The sequence below is a fragment of the Sphingobium sp. PAMC28499 genome (genome assembly GCF_004795815.1).
In the GTDB taxonomy this organism is placed as follows: Bacteria; Pseudomonadota; Alphaproteobacteria; order Sphingomonadales; family Sphingomonadaceae; genus Sphingobium; species Sphingobium yanoikuyae.
Genome location: NZ_CP039248.1, coordinates 4,169,838 through 4,193,368, shown reverse-complemented (window position 1 = coordinate 4,193,368; position 23,531 = coordinate 4,169,838). Strand labels below are relative to the sequence as shown.

Sequence of the window (23,531 nt, the reverse complement as noted above, 5' to 3'; positions counted from 1 at the left end):
CATGTCGAGTGAATTGCGGACCCGCACGATCGTTGGCCTTGGCCTGATCGCCATGGCTGTGGGCGCGCTGGTCTTTGGCGGCTTCGTCTTCTGGATGCTGCTGTCGATCGCCGGTGTGCTGATGATGGGCGAATGGGGCATGCTGACCGGCGCCTCGTCCGATCAGCGCAAGATGGCGATGTATGCCGTCTCGGTGCCGCTGGCGATCCTCTGCCCGGTGGCGGCGGGCGTGTCCTGGCTCGGCTTCGGCCTGATGATGGCTTCCTTCTTCTTCGTGCTGATCACCAGCCGCGCGATCAAGCTGGCGCTCGGCATTCTCTATATCTGCCTGCCGGTGATGGCGCTGCTGTTCCTGCGCGGGCAGGCGCCTGACAGCCATGGCCTGCTGCTCGCCTTCTGGGCGCTGGGCCTGGTTTGGGCGACCGATATCGGCGCCTATTTTGCCGGTCGCTCGATCGGCGGGCCCAAGCTGGCGCCACGGGTCAGCCCGTCCAAGACCTGGTCGGGGCTGGGTGGCGGCGTGCTGGCAGCCCTGCTCACCGGCTTCCTTCTCTATCGTTTTGCTGACCTGCCGATCCAACTGGCGGCGGCGAGCGGCCTGCTCGCGGTTGCGGCACAGCTTGGCGATCTGCTCGAAAGCGCGATGAAGCGCCGCGCCGGCGTCAAGGACAGCAGCAATCTGCTGCCCGGCCATGGCGGGGTGATGGACCGGCTCGACGGCGTGGTAGCGGCGGCGCCGCTCGCCGCCTTGCTCTATCTGGTCCTGGCGGGCGCCTGATGCGCAGCGTTTCCGTCTTTGGCGCCACCGGATCGGTCGGCATGTCGACGCTGGACCTGATCCAGCGCGACCCCGATGCCTATGAAGTCATCGCCCTGACCGCCAATCGCGATGTCGCCGGCCTTGCCGCCGCCGCGCGCGCGGTCGGTGCGCAGATCGCCGTGGTCGCGGACGAAGCCCATTATGGCGCGCTCAAGGACGCGCTTGCCGGATCGGGTGTCGAGGCGGCGGCGGGCGAGGGTGCGCTGGTCGATGCCGCAGCGGCGGGTGCCGACTGGACCATGGCCGCGATCGTCGGCTGCGCGGGCCTCAAGCCCACCATCGCCGCGCTGCAGGCCGGCGGCACGGTGGCGCTCGCCAACAAGGAATCGCTGGTGTCGGCCGGCGCGCTGATGATGCAGGCGGCGACAGCATCGGGCGCGACGCTGCTGCCGGTGGACAGCGAGCATAATGCGATCTTCCAGTGCCTGGCGGGCAGCAGCCTGGACGATGTCGCGCGCATCATCCTGACCGCGAGCGGCGGGCCGTTCCGCACGCTCGGCTATGAGGATATGCGCGGCATCACCCCGGCGCAGGCCGTGGCGCATCCCAACTGGTCGATGGGCGCGAAGATCAGCGTCGACAGCGCGACGATGATGAACAAGGGGCTGGAACTGATCGAGGCGGCCCATCTCTTCCCGGTCGGGCTCGACCGGATCGAGATATTGGTCCACCCGCAATCGGTCATCCATTCGATGGTCGAATATCGCGACCGGTCCACTTTGGCACAGCTCGGTTCGCCCGACATGCGCATCCCGATCGCCCATGCGCTGGCCTGGCCGGCGCGGATCGCGACGCCCTGTCAGCCGCTCGACCTGGCCCGGATCGGCCGTCTGGACTTTGAAGCGCCCGACGACCGGCGTTTCCCGGCGCTGCGCCTGGCGCGCGCGGCGGCGCAGGCGGGCGACGCATCGGCCGCCATCCTCAACGCCGCGAACGAGGTCGCCGTGGCGGCCTTTCTGGCCGGCCGCATCGGCTTCCTTGATATCGCCATGATTGTGGAGGATGTTCTCAACCGCTATAGCGCGCCGATGCCTGCCTGCATGGACGATGTCCTGCACGCCGACGCAACGGCACGGGTTATGGCGGGTGATGTGATGGAAAGATTGACGGTTTGATCCACAATCCCGGTTTCCTGTTGACCATCTTGGCTTTCGTGGCGGTCATCGGGCCGCTCGTCTTCGTGCATGAACTGGGTCATTATCTGGTCGGACGCTGGTGCGGGGTAAAGGCGGAGGCCTTCTCGATCGGTTTCGGCCCGGAAATCGCCGCCTGGGTGGACAGGCGCGGCACCCGCTGGCGGCTCGCTGCGCTGCCGCTGGGCGGCTATGTCCGCTTCAAGGGCGACATGAACGCGGCCAGCCAGACCGATCCCAAATGGCTGGAAATGTCAGCGCAGGATCGCGCCGAAAGCTTCCCGGCCAAGCCGCTATGGCAGCGCGCGGCGATCGTCGCCGCCGGCCCGGCGATCAATTTCCTCTTCGCCATCCTGATCCTTGCTGCCTTCGCCTTCCTGCATGGCGAAAGCCGGACGCCGGCGGTTGCCGGCATGGTCCAGCCCGGCAGCGCCGCTGCCATGGCCGGCATTCAGCCGGGCGATCGCATCGTCTCGCTCAATGGCCGGGCGATGAGCACCTTCGACGATATCCGTCTTTATGCTCAGATCCGTCCCGGTGAGCCGGTGACGATCCTGCTCGACCGCAAGGGGCAGGTGATCGAGAAGCAGGGCCATGTCGGCGCGGTCAGCGAAGATGACGGTTTCGGCAACAAGTTCCGCATCGGGCGGTTGGGCATCGCGCCGGGCGAACCGGTGATCGAGCCGGTCAGCCTGCTGCGCGCGCCCGTGGTGGCGATCGAGCGGACCGGCCAGATCATCCGCACCATGGTGGAGACGCTGGGCCAGGTGATCGGCGGCGACCGTTCGGTCAAGGAACTGGGCGGGCCGCTCAAGATCGCGCAGGTATCGGGACAGGCGGCGACGCTGGGGCTGGAGAGCTTCATCTTCTTCATCGCCCTCATCTCGATTAACTTGGGGTTCATCAACCTCTTGCCAATTCCCATGCTGGATGGCGGTCATCTGCTTTTCTATGGGGTGGAGGCAGTGCAGCGGCGGCCGGTGAGCCCGCAGGTGCAGGATTGGGCCTATCGGTCGGGTCTGGCGCTGCTGATGACGGTCATGTTGCTGGTGACCTTCAACGATTTGTCGTCTTTCGGATTGTGGGAGCGGCTGTCCGGCTTGATCGGCTGAGCCGCATCGGGCAGGGAAGGCGCGGTTCGGCGCCGTCTATTTCTGGCGAAACAGTTTTTTACTTTTTTGAGGTGAGCGGGTGACAGCGATGAACAGCAGCAAGGGCCAGCGTCCGATCATCGCGGCCCTGTTGGCCACGACGATGATTGCGGGCCTGTCGGCCGTGCCGGCGATGGCCCAGAATGCGGCCCCGGCAGCACCGGCGGCTGCGCCGATCGCGGCGTCCACGGCCAATACGCCCGAAGGCACGATCCGCAGCATCACCGTGACCGGCACCCAGCGTCTGGAGCAGGACACGGTCATGTCCTACACCAAGCTGCGCGTGGGCCAGGCCTTCAGCCAGGAATCGCTCGATCAGGCGCTGCGCGACCTGTATGAGACCGAACTCTTCGCCGACGTCCAGATCCGCAACGATGGCGGCGCGCTGACCGTCGAGGTGAAGGAAAACCCCGTCATCAACCGTATCGTCCTTGAAGGTAATAAGCGCCTGAAGGACGACAAGATCCGTCCCGAAATAAAACTGGCGCCGCGCCAGATCTATACCCGCTCCAAGGTCCGCGCCGACGTCGCCCGCATCGTCGAGCTGTATCGCCGCCAGGGCCGCTTTGCCGCGACGATCGAGCCCAAGATGGTCCAGCTGGACCAGAACCGCGTCGACATCGTGTTCGAAATCTCGGAAGGGCCCAAGTCCAAGGTCCGCCAGATCAACATCATCGGCAACGAGAAGTTCAAGGACGGCGAACTGCGCGGCCAGATGGTGACCAAGCAGTCGCGCTGGTTCCGCATCTTCTCGTCGGGCACCAGCTATGACCCGGATCGCCTGGCCTATGACCAGCAGAAGCTGCGCCAGTTCTACCTGACCGAAGGCTATGCCGATTTCCGTGTGATCTCGGCCGTCGCGGAACTGACGCCCGACAAGCAGGACTTCATCATCACTTATGTGGTCGAGGAAGGGGATCGCTACAAGTTCGGCGACGTGAAGGTCGAAAGCGACATTCGCGACCTGTCGGGCGATGCGCTGACCCGCCGCCTGCCGATGAAGAAGGGCGACTGGTACAATGCCAAGCAGGTCGAGGACACGGTCGATACGCTGAGCGAAACCGCCGGCCTGTTCGGCTATGCCTTCGCCCAGGTCGAACCCGACTTCAACCGGTCGAAGGACGACCTGACGATGGGGATCAATTTCCGCATCGCCAACGCCCCGCGCGTCTATGTCGAGCGCGTCGACATCAACGGCAACACGCTGACCCAGGACAAGGTCGTCCGCCGCGAGTTCCGCCTGGCCGAAGGCGACGCCTTCAACAGCTTCCTGGTCAAGCGCTCGAAGGACCGCATCAACTCGCTCGGCTTCTTCCAGGAGAAGCTGGACATCGAGCAGAAGCCCGGCTCCGCGCCCGACCGCATCGTGCTGGAAACCAACGTCCAGGAAAAGTCGACCGGCGAACTCTCGCTTTCGGCCGGCTATTCCTCGCTCGAACGCTTCATCATCTCGGCGTCGATCACCCAGCGCAACTTCCGCGGCAAGGGCCAGGAACTGCGCACCTCGGTCAATTATTCGGCTTATTCCAAGTCGGTCGAAGTGGGTTTCACCGAGCCCTATTTCATGGACAAGAATATCGCGCTGGGCGGCGACATCTATCGCCGCGACCTCAACAGCTTCCGTTATCTCAGCAATAACGACCGCGACACCACCTATGAACAGACCACGACCGGCTTCCAGCTGCGTGCCGGCGTGCCGATCACCGAATATGTGTCGCTGGCGCTGCGCTACACGCTGAACTTCGACGACGTGACGCTGGACAAGGACACCTATTATACCGACGGTGTCTGCGACCCGCTGCTGGCCGGCCGCTATCTCTGCGATGCCATCGGCAAGCGCACGACCTCGTCGATCGGCTACTCGCTGATCTATGATACCCGCGACAACCGCATCCGTCCGACCCGTGGCCAGACCGTCACGCTGAGCCAGGACTTTGCCGGCCTGGGCGGCGACGTCCGCTACATCCGCACCCGCGCCAATGCCGCCAAATATTGGGGCCTGGGCGGCGGCTTCATCTTCTCGCTGACGGGCGAAGGCGGCTATATCCACAGCCTCCAGGGCACACGCTATGACGCCACCGGCGCCGAAGTCGACCCGATCCGCCTGACCGACCGCTTCTTCCTGGGTGAACCGCAGATGCGCGGCTTCGACATTCGCGGCGTTGGTCCGCGCGTGAAGCGCTATTATCTGGTTTCGCAGACCAATGATGACGGTTCCACCAGCTATGTCCGCCAGACCGGCAACAATAATGTGTCGGATGACGCGCTGGGTGGCCGCGTCTATTATATGGCCCGCGCCGAAATGGAGATTCCGCTGGGTTCGGGTGCCCGTGAAATGGGCCTGCGTCCGTCGATCTTCGCGGATGTCGGCGCCGTTGCCGGCCTGAAGAATCCGGGCACCATCAACTTTGCGGGCTATTGCTCCGACTCCACCGGTTCGCTGAGCACCGTCCGTGCGACCGGCACGGCGGCCAGCCCGGTCTGCCCTGTTGGCTATGACACCAAGAGCGGCATGTTCGAGGAAGATTATCTGGGCGACACGCTGAAACCGCGTCTGTCCGTGGGCTTCGGTGTCAACTGGAACTCGCCATTCGGGCCGTTCCGCATCGACATCGCCAAGGCCCTGCTCAAGGAACCAGGGGACGACAACAAACTCATCACCTTCAACGTAGGGACTCAATTCTGATGAAGACGTTTATCAAGGCTCTGGCGCTCGGTATCGCGCCTGTCACCGCCATCGCTCTGACCGCCGCGCCCGCCGCTGCCCAGTCGAAGCAGGGCATCGCCGTCGTCGATCTGCAGCGCGCGGTTGCCACCAGCGCGGCCTATTCGACGGCCCGCACTCAGATCCAGACCACCTACAAGGCGCAGATCGACAGCTTCACCGCGCGCAAGACCGCGATCGACACTGATCTCAAGACCAAGGGCGACGCCCTGCAGGCTGCCCTGAAGGCGGCCGGCGGCAAGCCGACCCCGGCGATCGAAACCCAGTATCAGCAGTTCCAGCAGTCGCAGCAGACCGCGCAGGCCGAACTGCAGCGCCTGGGCCAGCCGATCGCGCTCGCCAACGCCTATGTCGAGGAACAGATCACCGCCAAGCTGTCGGACGCGCTGAAGGCCGCCATGACCAAGTCGAAGGTCGACCTGGTCCTGTCGCCCGACGCGACCGTGTCCTATCAGCCGACCGTCGACATCACCGCCGCGGTCGTGACCGAACTCAACACGCTGGTGCCCAGCGTCGGCATCACCCCGCCCGCCGGCTGGCAGCCGGGCGGTCGTCAGGGCCAGGCTGCGGCCCCGGCCGCTGCCGCTCCGGCCCCCGCCAATCCGGCGCAGGCGCCCAAGTCGCGCTGATAAGATGACCGGAGAGGTTGATAACAAGGAAGCCCGTGGCCCGATGGATATCCGTCGGGTTATGGCTGCCCTGCCGCATCGCTACCCGATGCTGCTGGTGGATCGCGTGGCGTCGCTGGTGCCGAGCCAGTCGATCCACGCGATCAAGGCGGTGTCGATGAACGAGCCCTTCTTCCAGGGTCATTTCCCCGGCCGGCCGATCATGCCGGGCGTGCTGATCGTCGAGGCCATGGCCCAGGCGGCCGGCGTGCTGGTGGTCGATTCGCTGGGGCTCGCGGATTCGGGCAAGCTGGTCTATTTCATGAGCATCGACGGCGCGAAGTTCCGGACTCCGGTGGAGCCGGGCTGCCTGCTCGACCTGCATGTCGAAGTCACGCAGATGCGCGGCGCGGTCTGCAAGTTCGCGGGCCGTGCGCTGATCGATGGCAAGCTGGCGGCGGAAGCCAATTTCGTCGCGATGATCGCCGATCCGCCCAAGGACTGAGCGAAGGCACATCCTTTTCCTTGCTTTGGCGCGCCGAAAACGCTAACGGCGCGCCTTCGCATTTTATCGCATCCATAGCCGGTCGGAACCGGCACATAGACGGAGCAAGACGCCATGAAGGCCGATACCCACCCCGATTACCACTTCATCACCGTCCAGATGACCGACGGCACCACCTTCCAGACCCGCTCGACCTGGGGCAAGGAAGGCGACACGATGGCGCTCGACATCGACCCCAAGTCGCACCCGGCCTGGACCGGTGGCAACCGCCAGCTGGACACCGGTGGCCAGGTTGCGCGCTTCAACAAGCGCTTTGGCGGCCTGACGCTGAAGAAGTAATCGGCCTTTTAAGGTACGAATGGAAAGGGCGCCTGCGGGCGCCCTTTTTTGTGCCTGAACGCGATGCGCATGGCACAAAAAAAGGGCCTCCAGCTAAAAGCTGGAGGCCGAGGTTCAGGGGAGGATCAGCGGCGACAGAGGGGGATCTGCAAGGGGATGCCGCTGACAAGGAATGATCTAGCCCGCAAATGCTGCGGGCGAATGTCCCGATTATTACCGAGGCCGATCGGTGCTGAAATGTCGGGGCGAGGCTTTATTTCTCCCCTCCCTTCCAGGGAGGGGGCGGGGGTGGGTGCGCCGCATCAGCGGCGCTCCACGGTCGATAGGGAGGAAGCTCGCTGCGCTCGCTACCCACCCCAACCCCTCCCTGGAAGGGAGGGGCGGTAATTGCCTGCTGTATAATAGGCCCTCGTCAGGCGCCGGCGCGGTCCGCTTCGAGGAACGCCGCCACATCGTCCAGCACCACATCCTTCGACAGGAAGGTCTGGCCGATGCCGCGCGCCAGCAGGAAGGGCAGGGTGCCCGCCGCCATCTTCTTGTCGTGCAGCATATGCGCCACCAGCGCCGCGCCGTCGGCCTTCACATGGGCGCTGGCCAGGTCATGGGGCAGGCCGATCGCCTTCAGATGCGCGGTCACCCGTTCCGCATCCTGCGCACTGCACAGGCCAAGGCGCGCCGAATAGCGGAAGGCGAGCGCCATGCCGGCGGCCACGCCCTCGCCATGGAGCAGCGTGTCGGAAAAGCCGGTATCGGCCTCCAGCGCATGGCCGAAGGTGTGGCCAAGGTTCAGCAGCGCCCGGCGGCCGGTCGTCTCGCGCTCGTCATCGGCGACGATCGCCGCTTTGGCGCGCACGCTGCGCTCGATCGCATAGGTGCGGGCTTCCGCGTCGCCGGCCAGCAGCCGGTCGGCATTGGCCTCGCACCAGGTAAAGAAGTCGGGATCGTCGATCAGGCCATATTTGACCACCTCGGCATAGCCGGCGCGGGTTTCGCGCAGCGGCAGGCTGTCGAGCACCGACGGGTCGATCAGCACCAGGCTGGGCTGGTAGAAGCTGCCGATCAAATTCTTGCCGGCGCGCGCGTTGATCGCGGTCTTGCCGCCGACCGAGCTGTCGACCTGCGCCAGCAGGGTGGTGGGCAGCTGCACGAAATGGCAGCCGCGCTTCAGGATGGACGAGGCAAAGCCGACCAGGTCGCCGATCACGCCGCCGCCCAGCGCGATCACATGGTCGCCACGCTCGATCTCCAGCGCCAGCAGCGCGTCGAGCAGTTCCTCCAGATGGCGCCAGCTCTTGGTCTGTTCGCCCGCCGGCAGGATGATCGGTTCGATGACGATATTGGCCCGGCGCAGGCTGGCGTCGAGCCGGGGCAGTTGCGCCGCGGCGACATGGGTGTCGGTGACGACCACCAGCCGCCCGCCACGGGCATAGCGCGCCAGATGGTCGGCCGCACGGTCGAGCGCGCCCTGTTCGATGACGATGTCATAGCTGCGTGCGCCCAGCGCGACGGGGACTAGTGCCATGCGGATAGCTGCTCCAGGATGCGGTCGACGGCGACCTCGTGCGGCGCGGCGATGCTCTTCACATGGATCGGCGCCAGCGCGTAGATGGGGTTGCGGACTGCCGCCAACTCGGTCAGCACGATGCGCGGATCGCGATCCTTCAGCAGCGGGCGCCCTTCACGGCGCGACACGCGGTCGACCAGCACCTCGATATCGGCATCCAGCCAGATGGTGGTGGCATGGTCCAGGATCAGCGCGCGGGTCTCGTCCTGCATGAAGGCGCCGCCGCCGGTCGCGATCACCTTGGGCACGCCGTCCATCAGCCGGGCGATCACCCGGCGCTCGCCATCGCGGAAATGGGCCTCGCCATAGCGGGCGAAGATCTCGCTCACGCTCATGCCGGCGGCCCGCTCAATCTCTTCATCGGCATCGACGAAGCTCAGGCCCAGGCGCGCGGCAAGGCGCCGGCCGACGGTGGATTTGCCCACGCCCATCATGCCGATCAGCACGATCGGGCCGCGCTTGGCTTTGCTCTCCGGGAATTTGCTGTTTCGCTGCATGGCGAGGGGGGCTATACAGCCAGCCGTCGCTGAGGCAAACGCAACTTTCCCCTGTCGTCCGGCAAACATCGCCGGGCCAGCCGCAGAAGAGACCATGAAGAATAATCGTTCCCTGAGCAGTTTCGAAGGCGGTTCGCGCCGTCGCACCCGTCTGCCGATCCTTCCGATCGCGGCGGTGTTGGTTCTTGTCCTGCTGATCGGCGTGCTCTGGTCGCGCGGTGGCGAGCAGCCGCAACAGCCCGTCGAGAAGGTCATCCCGGCCGAGAAACTGGGTCAGTAAGCCGCATGAGCCGCCTGCGGGGGAATGCGAAATGGGCGCTGGGCAGCTTTGCGCTCGCCCTGGCGCTGCCGGTCGTCGCGCAGCAGGCGCCCGAATCGCTGCTGCCGCCCGGCTTTGGTGATCCGGCCCCGGCGCCGACCCCCACGCCGGCGCAGCCGGCTCGTCCGGCATCGCCCGCACCGGTCGTCCCGACCGTGCCGGTCACGCCGTCGCCGTCTGGCGAAATCGTCCAGCCGCTCGACCTGTCGGTCGCCAATGCGGTGGACAATGCCGCCGAGGCGATGAGCGCGGACGAACTGGCCGCTGAAAAGGCCAAATATGACCTGCCGCAGAGCGCCCGGCGCTCGCTCGACCGCATCGGCCCGCTGACGCCGGCCACGCGCGGCATGGAACCCGACGCCTTCGGCGCGGAATATGGCCCCTATCTCGCCACGCTGATGAAGCAGACCCATGCGCCGATCCTGTCGCGCTGGGCCTCCATCCTGCTGCGGCGCGCGCTGCTCAGCGCCACAAACACGCCGCGCGGCATCAATGGCGCCGACTGGGCGGCCGAGCGCGCCTGGCTGCTGCTGCGCATGGGCGAGGCGGATAGCGCCCGGCTGCTGGTGCAGAGCGTCGATCCCGACAAATATACGCCGCGCCTCTACGCGATCGCGATGCAGACCTATCTGGCGACGGCCGATCCGGCGGGCCTGTGCCCGCTGTCGGCGGGCGCGCTGCGCACCAGCAAGGAACCGGGCTGGGACATGACACGGGCGATCTGCCCCGCGCTGTCGGGCGATCAGGGTTCGGCCAGCGCCGCACTCAACCAGGCCCAGCGCAAGGGCGTGGTGCGCGGCATCGATTATCGCCTGGCCGAAAAGATGGTCGGCGCGGGCTTCAATGCGCGTCGTTCGGTCAAGATCGAATGGGACGGCGTCGATGGCCTCACCGCCTGGCGCTATGGACTGGCGACGGCGCTCAACGTGCCGATCCCCGACGACATGTTCGGTAGTGTCGGCCCGCACGTCCGCGCCTGGGAAGCCCGCGCGCCGGCACTGACCGCCGTGCGCCGCCTGCCGGGCAGCGAAGTCGCCGCACGACTGGGTGTCTTCTCCAGCGAGGCGCTGGTTAATTTCTATGCCGAGCTGGGCAGCGAAGGCGATCTCGCGTCCGATCTGGCCGATCGCGTCGATGCGCTGCGCAATGCCTATTCCGGCCCGACTGCGGGTGCCCGCATCCAGGCGATGCAGACGTTGTGGCGGGACAATGGCGCGCCCGATTATGTCGGCCTGATCGCCACGGCCCGCGCCGCCGCCGCGCTGCCGGTGTCGCAGGCGGATGCGCGCGATGCCGCCAATCTGGTCGCGGCGATGCTGACCGCCGGCTATGATCGCAATGCGGCCCGCTGGGCGCAGGCTATCGGCCAGATCGATGGCGATGGCGCACAGGATTTCTGGGCGTTGCTCGCGGTCGGCGCGCCCAGCACGGTCGTCGACAGCGGCAGCAGCCGCATCTCCAGCTATGTCGGCGATGCCGGCCCTGAAAAGGGACGGATGCTGATCGCCGCACTGGCGGGCCTGTCGCGTCTGTCGGCCAATGATGCGGCCGCGCTGGCGCAGGATAATGGCTTCACCCTGGCCGCCAACAGTCGCTGGGCGCGTGCGATCGACGCCGCGTCGCAGCGGGGCGAGAAGGCGACCGTGGCACTGCTCGCTGCCGTCGGCATGCAGGGGCGCGACTGGCATCGCCTGCCGCCTGGTCATCTCTATCATGTGGTGGCGGCGCTCCATCGCGTCGGGCTGGACCCGGAGGCGCGGATGATCGCGGCCGAGGCCCTGACCCGCCTGTCCTGACCCGGTCCGGGGTGATGGATGACGATGCCGTCCTGATCGACCGCTTCCTCGAAATGATGGCGGCGGAACGGGGCGCGTCGCGCAACACGCTGATCGCCTATCGCACCGATCTTCAGGGCGCGGGAGAGATTGTCGGCGGGCTTGCCGCCGCCAGCCAGGATGCGCTTGGCCGCCTCGCCGGCGAATGGGCGCCGCTCGCCGCCTCCACCGTGGCGCGCAAGGCGTCCGCGCTGCGCGCCTTCTACGCCTTTCTGGAGGAAGAGGGGCTGCGCGCCGACAATCCCGGCGCAGCATTGCCCCGGCCGGTCACGCGCCGGCCGCTGCCCAAGATATTGTCGTCGCAGGAGGTCGATTCGCTGTTCGCCCTGATCGCCCAGCGGGTGGAGACGGCGCATCCCGCGCCGCTCGACCTGCGGCTCTCGGCGCTGATCGAACTTCTCTATGGCTCGGGCCTGCGCGCGACCGAACTGGTCTCGCTGCCGCGCAAGGCGCTGGCGGTCGATCGCCCCTTCCTCATCATCAGGGGCAAGGGTGCGCGCGAACGGCTGGTGCCGATCTCCGACCGCGCCCGCGCTGCCGTCGCCACCTGGCTCGCCCATGTCCCGGCGGACAGCCCCTGGCTCTTCCCTTCGGGCAAGAGCCATGTCAGCCGCATTCGCCTCTATCAGCTGGTGAAGCAACTGGCTGCGGCGGCCGGCATCGCGCCCGAACGGGTCAGCCCCCATGTGCTGCGCCATGCCTTTGCCACCCATTTGCTGGAGGGCGGGGCGGACCTGCGCGCGCTGCAATCCATGCTGGGCCATGCGGATATCGGCACGACGCAAATCTACACCCATGTCGACAGCCGCCGGCTGGTCGAACTGGTCAACAGCCGGCACCCGCTGGCCGGCATGCAAGCCAGGATCGCGCATCCCCGCGTTGACGGCGACGCGTCCGCGCCTTAACGCCATCCGCCATGGTAAGCTTTCTCGAATTTGAAAAGCCGGTCGCAGAGCTGGAAGCCCGCATCATCGAACTGCGCCAGACGGCCTCCGTCGGCGACATCGACATCAGTGGCGAGATCAACACGCTGGAACAGCGTGCCGACAAGATGCTGTCGGACATCTATGCCAAGCTGACGCCCTGGCAGAAGACGCAGGTGGCCCGCCACCCCGAACGCCCGCACTTCAAGGATTATGTCGCGGGCATGTTCGACAATTTCATGCCGCTGGCCGGCGACCGCGCCTTTGCCGACGATCAGGCGATCATCGGCGGCTTCGCGACGCTGGGCGAGCGCAAGGTCATGGTCATCGGTCATGAAAAGGGCGACGACACCGCCAGCCGCGTCCGCCACAATTTCGGCATGGCCAAGCCGGAGGGCTATCGCAAGGCGATCCGCCTGATGGAACTGGCCGACCGGTTCGGCCTGCCTGTGGTTACGCTGGTCGACACCTCGGGCGCCTTTCCCGGCGTTCAGGCCGAAGAACGCGGTCAGGCCGAAGCCATTGCCCGTTCGACCGAAGCCTGTCTGGCGCTCGGCGTCCCCATGGTTGCGGCCGTGGTGGGTGAGGGCGGCTCGGGCGGCGCGGTGGCGCTGGCTGCGGCCAATCGCGTGCTGATGTTCGAGCATGCCGTCTATTCGGTGATCTCGCCCGAAGGCTGCGCCTCGATCCTGTGGCGCACCGCCGACAAGGCAAGCGATGCGGCGACCGCGATGCAGGTCACGGCGCAGCATTTGAAGGGCCTGGGCGTGATCGACCGTATCGTCGTAGAGCCGGTGGGCGGCGCCCATCGCGAGCCGGTGCAGGCGATCGCCAATCTGGGCGCCGCCATCGGTGAGGAACTGGACGCGCTGTCCGGCCTCGAACCGCAGGCGCTGCGCACCGATCGCGCCGACAAGTTCCTGGCCATCGGTATCTGACGTCAATTTCCCGGAACAGCATCCTGTCCTCGCTCGTTACGGCACGGTAACAGGGGGCAGGGTGTCAAGGATGGGAATGGAATGAATCGGACATGGTTGTCGGCCGGCCTTGGCGTCGGCCTGATCGTCGCGGGCGTGGCGCCGGCGGTGCTGGGGCAGCAGCGGGCGATTCGCACTGTCTCCTCGATCAGCGCGCAGGACAAGGCATCGGGCGCCAAGCAGCATCCCGAACTGCTCAAGGAATTTGGCGGCGCCTATGTCGGGCCGCAGGCGCGCTATGTGGAAACGGTCGGACGCCGCATCGCGGTCCAGTCCGGCCTCTCCAACGCGCAGGGTGATTTCACCGTCACCCTGCTCAACTCCCCGGTCAACAACGCCTTCGCCATCCCCGGCGGCTATGTCTATGTCACGCGCCAGCTGATGGCGCTGATGAATGACGAGGCGCAACTGGCCGGCGTGCTGGGCCATGAAGTCGGCCATGTTGCCGCCCAGCATGGCCAGCGGCGCCAGCAGGCGGCGCAGCGCAACGCGATTGGCGGCGCGCTGCTGCAGGTGCTGACCGGCGCCTTGCTGGGCGATTCGGCGCTGGGTGGCGTGCTGCAGCAGGGGATCGGCACCGGCAGCCAGCTTCTGACCCTCAAATTTTCGCGCAGCCAGGAATATGAGGCGGACGATCTGGGCATCCGCTACCTCGCCTCCGCCGGCTATGATCCCCGTGCGCTGTCGGACATGCTCGCCTCGCTGGCGGCGCAGACCAGCCTGGACCAGCGTGTGTCGGGCGACGCGCGCTCCATGCCCGAGTGGGCCAGCACCCATCCCGATCCGGGTGAGCGCGTCGATCGGGCGGCGCAGATGGCGTCACGCACCGGCGCGACCAGCACGCTGCGCAACCGCGATGCCTTCCTGACCGCGCTCAATGGCGTCCTCTATGGCGACGATCCCAAGCAGGGCGTGATCGATGGCAGCCGTTTCCGCCATCCCGACCTGCGCCTGTCCTTCACTGCGCCCTCGGGCTTCGGCATGGAAAATGGCGCGGACGCGGTCAGCGTCACCGGTTCGGGCGGTCAGGCACAGTTCGGCGGCATGGCCTATAATGGCAATCTGTCGACCTATATCGATTCGGTGCTCAAGCGACTCGCGGGCAATGCCGGCGCCCCGCCTGCAGGCGAGGTGCAGCGCACGACGATCAACGGCCTGCCGGCCGCCTGGCGCACGGTGCGCGCCAACACCAAGTCGGGTCAGATCGACGCGACCGTCTTTGCCTATGATTTCGGCGGCGGAAAGGCCTATCATTTCCTACTGCTGACCCCGGCGGGCAAGGGTATCGGTCCATTCGACTCGATGGTCCGTTCGGTCCAGCGCCTGTCGGCGCAGGAGGCGGCGGCGATCAAGCCGCGCCGGGTCAATCTGGTGACCGTCAAGGCGGGCGACACCGTCCAGTCGCTCGGCCGCCGCATGGCCTATAGCGATTATCCGCTGGAACGCTTCCTGGTGCTGAACGCCCTCAACGAACGCTCCACGCTGAAGCCGGGCGATCGGGTGAAGATCGTCACCTGGTAAGATTCGGCACATTCCTGGCAAAGAAAAAGGGCGGCGGAATTGCTTCCGCCGCCCTTTTCTAACATCGGTTTCGAGCTTACTTCAGGTTGCCCGAAACGTTGTTGAAGGTGCTGCCCAGCTTCGAGCCCAGGCTGGTCATGGCGCCGATGGCGGCCACGGCGATCAGAGCGGCGATCAGGCCGTATTCGATGGCGGTCGCGCCCTTTTCGTTCTTCAGCATCTTGCGAATGAACTGCATGTGATGTCTCCTTGACAAACGTTACGTTAAACTACCCGGCCGCCCCGCTTTGGATTAGGTCAGCGAAGACCTCTCTAGATTGGCTCGGTTGAGAAAAGTTTAATGCGGAAAGTGGCGTGTCAGAATTTGTTGGTTAATGCTTGGTAACTTCTTCGGCGACGTTGTTCCACATGCCGGTGGTTCGTGTCGCGACGTTGTTCAGTGCCGCGATCATGGCCAGCACGATCATCGCGATGATCAGGCCATATTCGACCGCGGTTGCCCCCCGCTCACATCGCGAAAGCGCGGATTTCGTGACGAATTCGATGATCGCGCGCATATGACCCCGCTTGGCTACAGACACTCCACGATCTGGGTGTAAAGCAGCCACGGTTAACAAAGCCCTTGCAAGGGAGCGTTATGCAGAGTTTTACCCCGTTTCTGGTCGTCGCCGTCGCCCTGATCGATGCGGATGGGCGCGTTCTGGTGCAGCAACGGCCGCCCGGAAAGCCGATGGCGGACCTGTGGGAGTTCCCCGGTGGCAAGGTGGAGCGCGGCGAAACGCCCGAGGCGGCGCTTGTGCGCGAACTGGAGGAGGAACTGGGTATCCGCACCCATGAAAGCTGCCTGGCGCCCGCAACCTTCGCCAGCGCGCCGCTGGAGAACAAACATCTGCTGCTGTTGCTCTATGTCTGCCGCAAATGGGAAGGGATGCCCGAAGCGCGCCATGCCACCGCGCTGCAATGGGTGCGGCCTGCGCAAATGTATGCGCTCGACATGCCACCGGCCGACCTGCCGCTGATCGGCATTCTCGACGCGCTCATCTAACGGAAATCCGGCTCTGCACCGATGGTGCAGGGGCAGGCTATAAAGGGCGGGGGAAGGGCGATCCGCACCTTCCCCCGCAGCCTGTAACGGGGCCGACCGCCGGACAGCCGGCCCCGCGCGTCAGTCTCAGTCTTCCTTGGCCTTGCTCTGCAGCTGGACATAATTCTGGATGCCCATGCGCTCGATCATCTCGAACTGGGTTTCCAGCGTGTCGACATGCTCTTCCTCGCTTTCGAGGATATACTGGAACAGGTCGCGGCTGACGAAGTCCTTGATCGACTCGCAATAGGCGATGGCATCGCGCAGCACCGGCAGCGCTTCATATTCCAGCTCCAGATCTGCCTTGAGGATTTCCTCGACGGTTTCGCCGATCTTCAGGCGGCCGAGCAGCTGGAAATTGGGCAGGCCGTCGAGGAACAGGATGCGCTCCGCCACCTTGTCGGCGTGCTTCATCTCGTCGATCGATTCCTCATATTCGAACTTGGCGAGCTTCTCGATGCCCCAGTGATTGAGGATGCGATAGTGGAGGAAATATTGATTGATCGCGGTCAGCTCGTTCTTGAGGACCTCGTTCAGATAATCGATAACCTTCTGGTCGCCCTTCATGGCGCTATGCTCCGGCTGTTATTGGGAATGCCGGACATATAAAGGTTTCGCATCCGGTTGTTAAGCCGGAAAGGCGCAGAAAACCGCCATTTTTCAGGCAGCTATTGCGTGATGTTCGCGATTGTCAGGGGGCTTTTACTGCGCCTGCTTCGCAATCTATTCAGGCCGTCGCGCGCTCCGCCGCGATGATCGTGCGGGCATAGCCGACACATTGGCCGCACTTGGGACGGCGGCCGAAACGGGCATAGGCGCTACAGGGGGTATCGGCACCATCGCGCGCCGCTTCCCGCAGATCCTTTTCGCGAATGGCATTGCAAACACAGACGACCATTGGATTCTCCTGACCCGTGAAATAGGTCAGATGCTAATGGATCGCAATAGAAGATCATGCGCTCCTGCGAATCTTTTGCAGTTTCCCCCGTTGCAGGCTGCGCCATACCCATTCGGCCGGACCCATAGCGAATCGGTCGAGCCAGGGCTTGGACCACAGCAGCATCACCGCCCAGGCGGCGATAAGGAAGAGCGGAAAGGCTGCCGGGCGCACCTGTCCGAACAGCCCCAGGCCCCAGCCGTAGAAGATCGCCGTCATGATGACGCTGGTGCCCAGATAATTGCTGAGCGCCATGCGCCCGGTCGCGGCGATCCGACCGACCAGCCAATGGTCGCGATGCCGCGCCAGCAGCCACAGGATCAGTGCCGCCCAGCCGACCGCCAGCGGGATGCGGAAGGGGAAGGACCAGAGCAGCGCGGTCGAAAAGGCGGTCAGCGGCGCGAAGCCGCTCGCCACCACCCAGATGGTCAGGCCGATCATCGGCACCAGCCCGATCAGGAAACAGTGGCGCGCGGTCTGCCGATATTGCTCGGCGGGCCAGCGACCGATCAGGAAGCCGCCTTTCAGCATCGCCATGCCCAGCAGCATGAAGCCCAGCGTATCGAGCCCGGTGAAGAGGAAGGTCCACAGCCAGTCGCCGACAAAGCCGGTCAGATGATGGCGCACGATCCCGCCGAAGCTGCCGGTGTAGATGGCGATATCCTGCTGGATGATCGGGCTGCTGGGGTCGGAGAGGCCAGCGAGGAAGCTGTCGAGTCCTTCGCGCGTTGCGGCGGCTGCATCGGGGGCGGCCGCGGCATGAGCCCAGCCATAGAGGCTGGCGATCAAGGCGCCACAGATCAGGAAATGGATCAGGAAGGCGAGGAACGCCCATTTGACCAGCGCCAGCGGCTCCTTCTGGGCAAAGAGCAGGGCGATGGTGCCGACCACCGCATAGGTCACCAATATGTCGCCCCACCACAGCAATATGTGATGCAGCAGGCCGATCGCCAGCAGCCAACCGCCGCGCACCAGTTGCGTCCGCGTGCCATCCCGCCCGGCCATTTCCTCCCGGTCGATCAGCAGCAGCATCGACGCGCCGAACAGCAGCGAGAACAGCCCGCGCATCTTGCCGTCGACCAGGATCAGGCTGCTGGCCCAGAAGGCGATGTCGCCGGCCGACATCGGCCCGGCCGCGACCGGATTGAAATAGGCGTTCTGCGGCAGCGCGAAGGCGGTGATGTTCATCCACAATATGCCCATCACCGCGCAGCCGCGCAGCACGTCCATGGCGGGGATACGGGGCGATGCGGCGGTCATGCGGGGCGATCCTTGAAGATGCTGGCCATCAGGGCATTGGTCTGCCATGCGCCTACCCATGAATCAGGTCCGCAAGCAACGGATAAGCGACTCCTTCGGCGCGGCGGCCGACCGGTATGACGAACATGCCGGGCCGCAGCGGACGGCTGCAGCTTTGGTCGCCGACATCGCCCAGCGACAGAGCCCGGACGGCGTCGCGCGCATCCTGGAAATCGGTTGCGGCACCGGCCTGCTCACGCGCGACATCCAGACCCGCTGGCCCGGCGCGGATCTGGTCGCCACGGACATCTCGCCAAAGATGCTGGACCGGGCTGCATCGGCCGGGCTGGTCGCCGGCACCTTCCTTACGATGGATGGGGAGGCGCCGTCTTTCGAGGGCGAATGGTTCGACCTCATTCTCTCCAGCCTTGCCTTCCAATGGTTTGACGACCTGCCCGCTGCGATCGCGCGGCTGGTGGCGCTGCTCCGCCCCGGCGGCAGCCTCATTTTCTCGACCATGGGACAGGGCAGCTTTGCCAATTGGCGCGCTGCCCATGCGGCCTGCGATCTGACGCCCGGCGTCCCCGCTTACCCCTCGCTCGACGCGCTGCGCGCGATGCTGGCGGCCTATGGCGACGCCTTCGCCTTTGACGAGACCGTCCTGCTGGAGGGGCAGGGCGCGCGCGCACTGATCGGCCATCTCAAGGGGATCGGCGCGGTGGTGCCGGACGAGGGGCGCCGGCCGCTCTCCCCCGCCGCGCTGCGCCGGGTGATGGCCGCCTATGACGAGGCGGGCGGCCGCGATGTCTATCAGTTGCTGATCGGTCGGGTGACGCGCGCGGACCAGGCATAGGGGCCGACCACCGTGCCGACGAAGCCGCCAGCCTCATGGGTGCTGAGGAAGCGGATATCGACATCGCGTGCCAGCACTGTCTCCCGCCCGTCGACGCCATAGGCGAAGCGCGCCGTGCCGCCGTCAAGGGCGATGGTCAGGCGGACGGGCTTGGCGGGATCGATCGGCGCGGCCGCGACCAGCCTGTCATGATCGCTGTCCTCGCGCACCATCAGGGCGAGCTGCGGTTTCCCGTCCTTGTGCGTCACGCCGAAGAACAGGAAGGATCGGTCGGATTGCACCGCCGCCAGCCCCGCACGATCCCCCTCCGTCTCCGGCCGATAGCGGAGGTCGGTGCTGATGGTCGCGACATGATGCTGTTGGCGCCGCCCGACAAAGGCCGGGGCGCCGCTGAGGTCGCCCAGCGCCGTCGTGCCGTCCAGCACCAGCGCGCCCGCCTCCAGTCGGTAAAGCGGCGCCTTGGGCGTCCGCAGTCCGATCCAGTCCATGCTAAGGCGCGGTCCGTCGAACCGGTCGCGATAGGCAAAATCGCCGCTGGTCGGCGGCGCATCGGTATCGCGCACGGGCAGGGGCGGGCGTTTCGCCGCATAGGGAATGGTCTTGCCGGCCTCCAATATATGCGGCCAGCCATCGCGCCATGCGACCGGCAGCAGGAAGGTTTCGCGCCCGATATTGTAGAGGTCCGGGCCATAGGGACGAGTCGCGAGGAATGTCGCCCACCAGTCACCCGCCTGCGTCTGCACCAGCTTGGCATGGCCGGCCGATGTCACCGGATGGGGGCGGGCCGGGTCTAGGCTGCGCTGGCTCAGGATCGGATTGCCGGCATAGGGGCTGAAGGGGCCGCGCAGGTTGCGGGCGCGGAACACCACTTCGCTATGCTGGTCGCCGGTGCCGCCCTCGGCCGCGATCAGATAATAAAACCCTTCGCGCTTCAGCAGATGTGGTCCCTCGATCCAGGACGGCTTCTGGCTGATGTCGACGCCGCCATTGACGATCTGCGTCGCCGTGCCGCTCATCTTGAGCGCGCGCCAGTCAAATTCCTGCCCCCAGATCGCCCGATGCCCCTCATAGCGGGGCGGTTCGGTCGGCGCGCGATTATTGACGATGAAGGCGCGCTCGCCTTCCCAGTAGATCGACGGATCAATCCCCTCGAACGGCAGCCAGTGCGGCTTGGACCATGGCCCGGCCGCGTCCTTTGCCGTCATCACGAAATTGCCGCCGCAATCGACGCAGGTGCCGACCAGATAAAAGAGCCCGTCATGGAAGGAGATGTCGGGCGCGAACATGCCGCGCGAACTGCGCAGGCCGCTGAAATCAAACTGGTCGGGCCGGTCGATCGCATTGCCGATCTGGCGCCAATGGACCATGTCGCTCGACCGGAAAACCGGCAGCCCCGGATAATGGGCGAAGGAGGAGTTGACGAGATAATAGGTGTCGCCGACCCGCGTGATCGATGGGTCGGGATAATAGCCCGACAGGATCGGGTTGCGATAGTCGTCCGGGCCGGGCGTCACCTGTTCCTGGGCGCGGCCGTCATAGCGGAAATCGCTGAAGCGGGCGGGGCCTGCCAGGGCCGGGCCGGCAATGGCGGCCAGCAACAGCAAGGCGGCACGACGGGTCTTGCGCATATCCTCTCCTCCCATTTTTGCCGAGCATAGGCAGGAGTTTTTGATAGCGCTATCAAAAATCCGGTACGGTGCATGCAAACCGGCCTGGATATGTCAATTTCGCTGTCACTATCTATCGTCGGCGCCCGGCGGCGATGAAGGCGATCGGCAGGCCGACCAGGATGCAGTGGGAGAAAAGCTGGTTGCCGATGTTCCAGGCGATCCGCCCGATCGGCAGCGCGGCATAGGCGGCGGGCAACCACATGGCGGGCCAGCGCCACGGCCGCACGATCCAGTACATGATCGCCCAGAGCAGCAGGCCATAGAGCAGGCCGGCGACGACCGGATGGCGGCGCAGGGCAGGGCGCCGCTGCGCGATCAGCATATAGGCGCCCGCCATGCAGGCCATGATCGCGAAATGGACGGCCAGGCCGATGATTGCCCAATCCAGGCGGGATCGCCCCGCGCGCGATCGCCCAGCGGGCCGCTCGCGACAAATTGCAGCACCGCATGCGGTGCCGTGCCTGCCATGCCGGCAAAGACGAAGGCGGAAAATATGTCGAGTGTGCCGGCAACCAGGGCTGCCCGGATGATCCTCTCGCGCATCGTGCGCTCCCCATTTTCTCGGGGCGGATCATGACAGATTGCGATGAACTTGTCCCGCCGGATGCGCTGCACCCGGCGGGACGGAAAGATTTAGAGTTCGCTGTCCATCAGCGCGGGGAAGAAGCCCTCATGTGCGGTGCGCAGCGCGTCGATCGACACGCCCGCCACGCTGTCGCCGCCGACGGTGCCGATCTTGACCGCGCCAGCAATCTCGACGCCGGCCGGCGCCGTTACGACATAGCGGCTCTGGTCTTCGCCGAACGCCGAAGCGGTGGTCAGCGCCACGTCCAGCGTCGCGCCGATCTTGCCGGCCAGCGCCATTTCCGCGACGGTGACGATCAGGCCGCCGTCGGAAATGTCATGCACGGCATTGACCGTGCCGGCCACCACCAGCGCGCGGACGGCGTCGCCATTGGCGCGCTCGACCGCCAGGTCGACCTTGGGCGCATCACCCGCTTCGCGGCCGGCAATCTCGCGCAGCCAGATCGACTGGCCCAGATGCGTGCCTTCGCCGCCGACCAGCCAGATCGCGTCGCCTTCATTCTTGAACGCCACGGTCGCCATCTTGTCGATATCGGCCAGCAGGCCGATGCCGCCGATCGCCGGGGTCGGCAGGATCGCCGAGCCACCGCCGGTCGCCTTGGATTCATTGTAGAGGCTGACATTGCCCGACACGATCGGGAAGTCGAACGCGCGGCAGGCGTCGCCCATGCCCTCCAGGCAGCCGGTCAGCTGCGCCATGATCTCGGGGCGCTGCGGATTGGCGAAGTTGAGGCAGTTGGTGACGGCCAGCGGGGTCGAGCCGACCGCGCTCAGATTGCGATAGCATTCCGCGATCGCCTGCTTGCCGCCTTCATAGGGATCGGCATAGCAATAGCGCGGGGTGCAGTCGGTGCTGATGGCAATGCCCTTGCTGCTGCCATGGACCCGGACCACCGCGGCGTCGCCGCCGGGGCGCTGCACCGTGTCGGCGCCGACCATATGGTCATATTGTTCCCAGATCCAGCGACGGCTGGCAATGTCGGGGCTACCCATCAGCGTGACAAGGTCAGCGCCGATATCGGCGCTCTCGGCGATCTCACCCAGCGGTTCGACCTTCGACCAGATCTTATACTCATCCTTCGGCATCGAGGGACGGTCATAGAGCGGCGCATCGTCGGCCAGCGGCGCGAGCGGAATATCGCAGACGATCTCGCCCTTATGCTCCAGCACCATGCGGCCGGTGTCGGTGACATGGCCGATGACGGCGAAGTCGAGTTCCCACTTCTTGAAGATCGCCTCGGCAAAGGCTTCGCGGCCGGGCTTGAGCACCATGAGCATGCGCTCCTGGCTTTCCGACAGCATCATCTCATAGGTGGTCATGCCGGTTTCGCGCTGCGGCACGTCATCCATCTTGAGGTGCAGGCCGACGCCGCCCTTCGACGCCATTTCGACGCTCGAGGAGGTGAGGCCGGCGGCGCCCATGTCCTGGATCGCGACGATCGCGTCCGACGCCATCAGTTCCAGGCACGCTTCGATCAGCAGCTTTTCGGTGAAGGGGTCGCCGACCTGGACGGTGGGGCGCTTCTCTTCGCTATCCTCGCCGAAATCAGCCGACGCCATGGTCGCGCCATGGATGCCGTCGCGGCCGGTCTTGGACCCGACATAGACGATCGGGTTGCCCACGCCGCTGGCGGCCGAATAGAAGATCTTGTCGGTATCGGCGATGCCGACGGTCATCGCATTGACCAGGATATTGCCGTCATAGGCGGGGTGGAAATTCACCTCGCCGCCCACGGTCGGCACGCCGACGCAATTGCCATAGCCGCCAATGCCATGGACCACGCCGCTGATGAGATGCTTCATCTTGGGGTGATCGGGGCGGCCGAAGCGGAGCGCGTTCATGTTGGCTACCGGGCGGGCGCCCATGGTGAACACGTCGCGCAGGATGCCGCCGACGCCGGTCGCGGCGCCCTGATAGGGTTCGATGTAGCTGGGGTGGTTGTGGCTTTCCATCTTGAAGATGGCGGCCTGGCCATCGCCGATGTCGACCACGCCGGCATTCTCGCCGGGGCCACAGATCACCTGCGGACCCTTGGTGGGCAGCTTCATCAGGTGGATCTTGGAGGATTTATACGAGCAGTGCTCGGACCACATGACCGAAAAGATCCCGAGTTCCGTCAGGTTCGGCTCGCGGCCGATCGCCTTCAGGACGCGATCATATTCTTCGGGGGACAGACCGTGCTCGGCAACGATCTGCGGGGTGATCTGGGGGGCGCTGCTGGACATGAGCGCGCCTTTAGCCGCGT

24 protein-coding genes are annotated in these 23,531 nt (G+C 65.6%); 14 read left to right on the top strand and 10 right to left on the bottom strand.

The features are described from left to right. Position 1 precedes the first annotated feature (1 nt). The 7 genes from E5554_RS19905 to rpmE all read left to right on the top strand — a co-directional run bounded on the left by E5554_RS19905 (position 2) and on the right by rpmE (position 7,281). Positions 2-778, top strand: coding sequence for a phosphatidate cytidylyltransferase (locus tag E5554_RS19905; RefSeq protein ID WP_004211179.1), 777 nt, complete (start codon positions 2-4; stop codon positions 776-778). Then, positions 778-1,935, top strand: a complete 1,158-nt coding sequence (locus E5554_RS19900) for a 1-deoxy-D-xylulose-5-phosphate reductoisomerase (protein WP_136187846.1) — start codon at positions 778-780, stop codon at positions 1,933-1,935. Before E5554_RS19905 ends, E5554_RS19900 begins: the two co-directional genes overlap by 1 nt. After that, positions 1,932-3,065: an RIP metalloprotease RseP gene (rseP, locus tag E5554_RS19895; protein WP_017499846.1), complete on the top strand. Its 1,134-nt coding sequence runs from the start codon at positions 1,932-1,934 to the stop codon at positions 3,063-3,065. Before E5554_RS19900 ends, rseP begins: the two co-directional genes overlap by 4 nt. Positions 3,066-3,153: 88 nt before the next feature. Further along, entirely contained in the window at positions 3,154-5,790 is a 2,637-nt protein-coding gene (gene bamA, locus E5554_RS19890; protein ID WP_017499847.1) for an outer membrane protein assembly factor BamA, read from the top strand. Then, a complete protein-coding gene (locus tag E5554_RS19885) occupies positions 5,790-6,458 on the top strand; it encodes an OmpH family outer membrane protein (protein ID WP_136187845.1) in 669 nt (222 codons plus the stop codon). Before bamA ends, E5554_RS19885 begins: the two co-directional genes overlap by 1 nt. Before the next feature lie 4 nt (positions 6,459-6,462). Further along, positions 6,463-6,942, top strand: coding sequence for a 3-hydroxyacyl-ACP dehydratase FabZ (fabZ, locus tag E5554_RS19880; protein WP_004211185.1), 480 nt, complete (start codon positions 6,463-6,465; stop codon positions 6,940-6,942). A gap of 114 nt (positions 6,943-7,056) precedes the next feature. Then, a complete protein-coding gene (gene rpmE, locus E5554_RS19875; protein ID WP_004211187.1) occupies positions 7,057-7,281 on the top strand; it encodes a 50S ribosomal protein L31 in 225 nt (74 codons plus the stop codon). A 412-nt stretch (positions 7,282-7,693) separates the two neighbouring features. Here rpmE and aroB read toward each other — a convergent pair whose 3' ends face one another. Both aroB and E5554_RS19865 read right to left on the bottom strand, forming a co-directional pair. After that, the gene (aroB, locus tag E5554_RS19870; protein WP_136187844.1) at positions 7,694-8,803 is read right to left on the bottom strand and encodes a 3-dehydroquinate synthase; all 1,110 of its coding nucleotides are present in this window, start codon (positions 8,801-8,803) and stop codon (positions 7,694-7,696) included. Beyond that, entirely contained in the window at positions 8,794-9,342 is a 549-nt protein-coding gene (locus E5554_RS19865; protein WP_004211191.1) for a shikimate kinase, read from the bottom strand. The genes aroB and E5554_RS19865 overlap by 10 nt, the downstream gene beginning before the upstream one ends. A gap of 94 nt (positions 9,343-9,436) precedes the next feature. On the opposite strand from E5554_RS19865, the gene E5554_RS19860 reads away from it, so the two are divergent. The 5 genes from E5554_RS19860 (at position 9,437) to E5554_RS19840 (ending at position 14,917) form a co-directional block, all read left to right on the top strand. Next, entirely contained in the window at positions 9,437-9,622 is a 186-nt protein-coding gene (locus tag E5554_RS19860) for a hypothetical protein (RefSeq protein WP_004211192.1), read from the top strand. Positions 9,623-9,627: 5 nt separating this feature from the next. Further along, positions 9,628-11,457: a hypothetical protein gene (locus E5554_RS19855; RefSeq protein WP_136187843.1), complete on the top strand. Its 1,830-nt coding sequence runs from the start codon at positions 9,628-9,630 to the stop codon at positions 11,455-11,457. Between the two features lie 14 nt (positions 11,458-11,471). Continuing rightward, entirely contained in the window at positions 11,472-12,401 is a 930-nt protein-coding gene (locus tag E5554_RS19850) for a tyrosine recombinase (RefSeq protein ID WP_136187842.1), read from the top strand. A gap of 11 nt (positions 12,402-12,412) precedes the next feature. Beyond that, entirely contained in the window at positions 12,413-13,357 is a 945-nt protein-coding gene (locus tag E5554_RS19845) for an acetyl-CoA carboxylase carboxyltransferase subunit alpha (protein ID WP_004211198.1), read from the top strand. An 81-nt stretch (positions 13,358-13,438) separates the two neighbouring features. Further along, entirely contained in the window at positions 13,439-14,917 is a 1,479-nt protein-coding gene (locus tag E5554_RS19840; protein WP_136187841.1) for a M48 family metalloprotease, read from the top strand. A 76-nt stretch (positions 14,918-14,993) separates the two neighbouring features. Here the strand turns inward: E5554_RS19840 and E5554_RS19835 are convergent, their stop codons facing one another. Continuing rightward, on the bottom strand, positions 14,994-15,155 hold the full coding sequence (locus tag E5554_RS19835; RefSeq protein WP_004211201.1) for a Flp family type IVb pilin: 162 nt from the start codon (positions 15,153-15,155) through the stop codon (positions 14,994-14,996). Between the two features lie 133 nt (positions 15,156-15,288). After that, positions 15,289-15,474 carry a Flp family type IVb pilin gene (locus tag E5554_RS19830; protein WP_048937848.1) on the bottom strand — a complete coding sequence of 62 codons (186 nt, stop codon included), beginning with the start codon at positions 15,472-15,474 and terminating at the stop codon, positions 15,289-15,291. An 80-nt stretch (positions 15,475-15,554) separates the two neighbouring features. On the opposite strand from E5554_RS19830, the gene E5554_RS19825 reads away from it, so the two are divergent. After that, on the top strand, positions 15,555-15,962 hold the full coding sequence (locus E5554_RS19825) for a (deoxy)nucleoside triphosphate pyrophosphohydrolase (protein ID WP_125985188.1): 408 nt from the start codon (positions 15,555-15,557) through the stop codon (positions 15,960-15,962). Positions 15,963-16,088: 126 nt separating this feature from the next. Here the strand turns inward: E5554_RS19825 and bfr are convergent, their stop codons facing one another. From bfr to E5554_RS19810, 3 genes are all read right to left on the bottom strand, one after another. Next, complete coding sequence (gene bfr, locus E5554_RS19820) at positions 16,089-16,568, bottom strand: bacterioferritin (protein WP_004211204.1); 480 nt, start codon at positions 16,566-16,568, stop codon at positions 16,089-16,091. A 160-nt stretch (positions 16,569-16,728) separates the two neighbouring features. Beyond that, positions 16,729-16,899 (bottom strand): (2Fe-2S)-binding protein, encoded by a 171-nt coding sequence (locus E5554_RS19815; protein ID WP_004211205.1) that lies wholly within the window; start codon positions 16,897-16,899, stop codon positions 16,729-16,731. Positions 16,900-16,953: 54 nt separating this feature from the next. Beyond that, a complete protein-coding gene (locus tag E5554_RS19810) occupies positions 16,954-18,198 on the bottom strand; it encodes a DUF418 domain-containing protein (RefSeq protein ID WP_136187840.1) in 1,245 nt (414 codons plus the stop codon). A 58-nt stretch (positions 18,199-18,256) separates the two neighbouring features. Here E5554_RS19810 and E5554_RS19805 point away from each other — a divergent pair, with 58 nt between their 5' ends. After that, a complete protein-coding gene (locus tag E5554_RS19805; protein ID WP_136187839.1) occupies positions 18,257-19,030 on the top strand; it encodes a methyltransferase domain-containing protein in 774 nt (257 codons plus the stop codon). Here the strand turns inward: E5554_RS19805 and E5554_RS19800 are convergent. The 3 genes from E5554_RS19800 to purL all read right to left on the bottom strand — a co-directional run bounded on the left by E5554_RS19800 (position 18,988) and on the right by purL (position 23,511). Continuing rightward, positions 18,988-20,658 (bottom strand): glycoside hydrolase family 43 protein, encoded by a 1,671-nt coding sequence (locus E5554_RS19800; protein ID WP_136187838.1) that lies wholly within the window; start codon positions 20,656-20,658, stop codon positions 18,988-18,990. The genes E5554_RS19805 and E5554_RS19800 overlap by 43 nt on opposite strands. Before the next feature lie 112 nt (positions 20,659-20,770). After that, the gene (locus E5554_RS23415) at positions 20,771-21,037 is read right to left on the bottom strand and encodes a hypothetical protein (protein WP_247594312.1); all 267 of its coding nucleotides are present in this window, start codon (positions 21,035-21,037) and stop codon (positions 20,771-20,773) included. A gap of 296 nt (positions 21,038-21,333) precedes the next feature. Continuing rightward, a complete protein-coding gene (gene purL / locus E5554_RS19790; RefSeq protein ID WP_136187837.1) occupies positions 21,334-23,511 on the bottom strand; it encodes a phosphoribosylformylglycinamidine synthase subunit PurL in 2,178 nt (725 codons plus the stop codon). Positions 23,512-23,531: the final 20 nt, after the last annotated feature.

What these genes read in the sequence shown, in the direction of transcription:
- fabZ (WP_004211185.1), top strand. Translation starts at nt 6,463, where the DNA reads ATGACCGGAGAGGTTGATAACAAGGAAGCCCGTGGCCCGATGGATATC.
- aroB (WP_136187844.1), bottom strand. Translation starts at nt 8,803, where the DNA reads ATGGCACTAGTCCCCGTCGCGCTGGGCGCACGCAGCTATGACATCGTC.
- E5554_RS19865 (WP_004211191.1), bottom strand. Translation starts at nt 9,342, where the DNA reads ATGCAGCGAAACAGCAAATTCCCGGAGAGCAAAGCCAAGCGCGGCCCG.
- E5554_RS19885 (WP_136187845.1), top strand. Translation starts at nt 5,790, where the DNA reads ATGAAGACGTTTATCAAGGCTCTGGCGCTCGGTATCGCGCCTGTCACC.
- E5554_RS19860 (WP_004211192.1), top strand. Translation starts at nt 9,437, where the DNA reads ATGAAGAATAATCGTTCCCTGAGCAGTTTCGAAGGCGGTTCGCGCCGT.
- bfr (WP_004211204.1), bottom strand. Translation starts at nt 16,568, where the DNA reads ATGAAGGGCGACCAGAAGGTTATCGATTATCTGAACGAGGTCCTCAAG.
- E5554_RS19850 (WP_136187842.1), top strand. Translation starts at nt 11,472, where the DNA reads ATGGATGACGATGCCGTCCTGATCGACCGCTTCCTCGAAATGATGGCG.
- E5554_RS19840 (WP_136187841.1), top strand. Translation starts at nt 13,439, where the DNA reads ATGAATCGGACATGGTTGTCGGCCGGCCTTGGCGTCGGCCTGATCGTC.
- rpmE (WP_004211187.1), top strand. Translation starts at nt 7,057, where the DNA reads ATGAAGGCCGATACCCACCCCGATTACCACTTCATCACCGTCCAGATG.
- E5554_RS23415 (WP_247594312.1), bottom strand. Translation starts at nt 21,037, where the DNA reads ATGGCGGGCGCCTATATGCTGATCGCGCAGCGGCGCCCTGCCCTGCGC.
- E5554_RS19805 (WP_136187839.1), top strand. Translation starts at nt 18,257, where the DNA reads ATGAATCAGGTCCGCAAGCAACGGATAAGCGACTCCTTCGGCGCGGCG.
- E5554_RS19855 (WP_136187843.1), top strand. Translation starts at nt 9,628, where the DNA reads ATGAGCCGCCTGCGGGGGAATGCGAAATGGGCGCTGGGCAGCTTTGCG.
- bamA (WP_017499847.1), top strand. Translation starts at nt 3,154, where the DNA reads ATGAACAGCAGCAAGGGCCAGCGTCCGATCATCGCGGCCCTGTTGGCC.
- E5554_RS19815 (WP_004211205.1), bottom strand. Translation starts at nt 16,899, where the DNA reads ATGGTCGTCTGTGTTTGCAATGCCATTCGCGAAAAGGATCTGCGGGAA.
- E5554_RS19800 (WP_136187838.1), bottom strand. Translation starts at nt 20,658, where the DNA reads ATGCGCAAGACCCGTCGTGCCGCCTTGCTGTTGCTGGCCGCCATTGCC.
- purL (WP_136187837.1), bottom strand. Translation starts at nt 23,511, where the DNA reads ATGTCCAGCAGCGCCCCCCAGATCACCCCGCAGATCGTTGCCGAGCAC.
- E5554_RS19905 (WP_004211179.1), top strand. Translation starts at nt 2, where the DNA reads ATGTCGAGTGAATTGCGGACCCGCACGATCGTTGGCCTTGGCCTGATC.
- E5554_RS19830 (WP_048937848.1), bottom strand. Translation starts at nt 15,474, where the DNA reads ATGCGCGCGATCATCGAATTCGTCACGAAATCCGCGCTTTCGCGATGT.
- E5554_RS19810 (WP_136187840.1), bottom strand. Translation starts at nt 18,198, where the DNA reads ATGACCGCCGCATCGCCCCGTATCCCCGCCATGGACGTGCTGCGCGGC.
- E5554_RS19835 (WP_004211201.1), bottom strand. Translation starts at nt 15,155, where the DNA reads ATGCAGTTCATTCGCAAGATGCTGAAGAACGAAAAGGGCGCGACCGCC.
- E5554_RS19900 (WP_136187846.1), top strand. Translation starts at nt 778, where the DNA reads ATGCGCAGCGTTTCCGTCTTTGGCGCCACCGGATCGGTCGGCATGTCG.
- E5554_RS19845 (WP_004211198.1), top strand. Translation starts at nt 12,413, where the DNA reads ATGGTAAGCTTTCTCGAATTTGAAAAGCCGGTCGCAGAGCTGGAAGCC.
- E5554_RS19825 (WP_125985188.1), top strand. Translation starts at nt 15,555, where the DNA reads ATGCAGAGTTTTACCCCGTTTCTGGTCGTCGCCGTCGCCCTGATCGAT.